The organism is Dyella sp. (assembly GCF_035486915.1).
In the GTDB taxonomy this organism is placed as follows: Bacteria; Pseudomonadota; Gammaproteobacteria; order Xanthomonadales; family Rhodanobacteraceae; genus Dyella_B.
Genome location: NZ_DATHMR010000120.1, coordinates 1 through 2,467, shown reverse-complemented (window position 1 = coordinate 2,467; position 2,467 = coordinate 1). Strand labels below are relative to the sequence as shown.

The window sequence follows — 2,467 nt, the reverse complement described above, 5'->3', positions numbered from 1 at the left end:
GACGTCCGCCGTGCTTTCGGCAGCCACCGCATAGGCGCTGGGTCGCGAGACCCAGGCATCCGCCCAGCCGCTGGTCTGCGTGAGTGCAGGCTCGTCGCCGATAAAAAAAGGATTCTTGATGTGCTTGAGCGCGTCATGACAGGCCGCCGAGTTGGGGTCGGCAAACGGGGACTGCAGCTTCAAGAGGCGTCCGCCCACCTCGTTCTTCAAACCAGCCCACTCCGCAAGCGAAGGCCACCCCGGATCGCCCGGGCGCACACGCGAACGGAACGCGTTCGCCACTTTTCTTCCGGTTGCCGCCAACGCCGATGCGATGCCGCCGGTCATCACGCCTGACAGAAACGGAAGCGCAAAGGCAGCCTTCAGTACGTCACGTCTGTTCATGAAAATCCCTCTCCGGGCAATCTGGCCTTGGGTGACGTCACTGTCCGCGCCAGAAGGGCCAAGGACTACCTCAAGGGGATGAACCGAGCGTGCGTTGTGACGAGCGGCGGTGCCGAGGGACGAGTTGAGTGTTGCCCTCAGGCTTTGGAACCGTGAGCCCGGCGCGCCTCGTAAGCCTTCAGATGCGCGTAGGCCAGTCGAAGCATCGACAGATTCGATCCTGCTGCTTCACCCCGGGCGAGCAGATCTCCTACTACGTGATCGGCCTCAATCGAAGCGCCCTGCTCAAGATCGCGCATCATCGAGGCACTTAGCGTGGAACCCTGCTCCGTCAGCACGGATTTGGCGCGCTGAATCACCGGATCGCTCGGTGCATGACCGCAGGCCTCTGCAACACTGCGGCAATCCCCGAGCAAACTCTGTATCGCATGCGTGCCGCCCGGCGCCCCCACGATGTCGCCGATAGGCGCGCGCATCAGGCACGTGATGCCCGCCAGCGAGGCCAGGAACACCCATTTGTCCCACATGTCTTGCAAGATCGTGGTGCTGAGGCGCGCCTCGAAGCGGACCTTCGACATGGCTTGCGCGACGCGCTCGATACGTTCCGAGCGCGAGCCGTTGCGCTCCCCGAAGGTGATGCTGGCAGCGGCATTCAAATGGCGCACGACACCTTCGGCATCGAGCGTCGCTGCAATCACGCACTGACCGCCCAAGACGTGCTCGGCGCCAAAGCGCGCATCGAGCTCATCGAGATGACGCATGCCGTTGAGCAGCGGCAGGATCATCGTCTGCGGACCGACAGCTGGCGCCATATCCTCTATCACCTGCTTCAAGTGATAGGCCTTGCAGCTGACGATGATCAGGTCGAAATGCTGCCTCAACGTGTCCGCTTGCGCAGTCTTTGGTGAAGGTATCGTCACATCGCCTGCGGGGCTGCGAATGACCAGACCGTCTTTGGCCAGCGATTCGGCGCGGTGCTTACGTACAAGGAAGGTCACGTCCTGTCCGCTTTCCGCCAAACGGCCACCGAAATAACCGCCGGTGGCACCCGCGCCTACTACAAGAATCTTCATGGTCGATCAGCCTGATGCGCAACGTGAATGCGTAGTATCCGACACCGTTTCTTTGTCTGGCGTTAACGGGTTAATGTAAAACCGCGCCGCATAAACCAGAGTATGATCAGCCCGTGGCATCGATTCGTTGAGCGCTCACCGGAGATCCGACTCATGTCCCTCTCACGCACTGTCATCGCCATTGCAGCCATCGCGTTAACCTTCACGACGATCACGAAGGCTGCGGACACCCCCGTATTTACCGTTGCCAAAAACGACCGCAACGGACAAGCCGTCGTATTCGAAAGCACCGCCATGTTAAAGAAAGGTGACGTGATCAAAATCCACGCGGTCAATGCGCAGTTTGTCGCCATGCTCAATATCGCCATGTGCAATCGGGATTGCCCGAACATGCATCTGGTCAAGGCAGTGCCGTTGTCGTTCCTGGGTCTGCCGACAAGTGATCAGGCAATCGTGCTGCCGGAAGATGGTCGCGTTGCGATATCAATGCAGAACAGCGGAGGTTCGGCGCAATCGCTGATCGGAGTTGGCGGAGAACCATGGAGCGTGCAGTACGTGGGTCCGTATGCGAGTAATGTCACCGAAAATTCCACCGAGGATCTCGTCCCGGCCAGTGGCTATACATTGAATGACGGCACGTTGCGTGCGCGTTTCTATCATCGCACCTTCGTGACCGTCAGCCTCGCCGATACCGACATCTGAAGTCGATATACACGTGCAGCCCGGACAGGCGTCCGGGTTGTCCGCTTGTCTTCCCAGTACCAGCACCATGCACGAATAGCTAGCGCGTGGCGCCGATAGCGAGCCATTGCCGCGGCGTCAGGTTTGGGTCGTTCGATGCATGGATCGTCACTTCACATCTCCCGCGCTTCGATACCCTTCACTGACGCTACACTCGCCGAAACGGTTTGCTGGTGAACGCTGATGTCCTTGAAGAAATGGCCGATTCGAATCGCACTGAGCATCGCTGTTTTGGTGCCACCATGCATCGGCACGGCGTGGGCTCTATT

The 2,467-nt window shown here is 59.6% G+C and carries 2 protein-coding genes and 1 pseudogene; 1 reads left to right on the top strand and 2 read right to left on the bottom strand.

Going from position 1 to position 2,467, the window contains the following annotated elements:
- Positions 1 to 384, bottom strand: a pseudogene (locus tag VK725_RS09395) (FAD-linked oxidoreductase); the annotation flags it as partial.
- Between the two features lie 137 nt (positions 385 to 521).
- Positions 522 to 1,457 carry a 2-dehydropantoate 2-reductase gene (gene panE, locus VK725_RS09390; protein ID WP_325317791.1) on the bottom strand — a complete coding sequence of 312 codons (936 nt, stop codon included), beginning with the start codon at positions 1,455 to 1,457 and terminating at the stop codon, positions 522 to 524.
- 153 nt (positions 1,458 to 1,610) lie between these two features.
- Between panE and VK725_RS09385 the strand changes: the two genes are divergently transcribed.
- Complete coding sequence (locus VK725_RS09385) at positions 1,611 to 2,159, top strand: hypothetical protein (protein ID WP_325317790.1); 549 nt, start codon at positions 1,611 to 1,613, stop codon at positions 2,157 to 2,159.
- Positions 2,160 to 2,467 lie beyond the last annotated feature (308 nt).

What these genes read in the sequence shown, in the direction of transcription:
- panE (WP_325317791.1), bottom strand. Translation starts at nt 1,457, where the DNA reads ATGAAGATTCTTGTAGTAGGCGCGGGTGCCACCGGCGGTTATTTCGGT.
- VK725_RS09385 (WP_325317790.1), top strand. Translation starts at nt 1,611, where the DNA reads ATGTCCCTCTCACGCACTGTCATCGCCATTGCAGCCATCGCGTTAACC.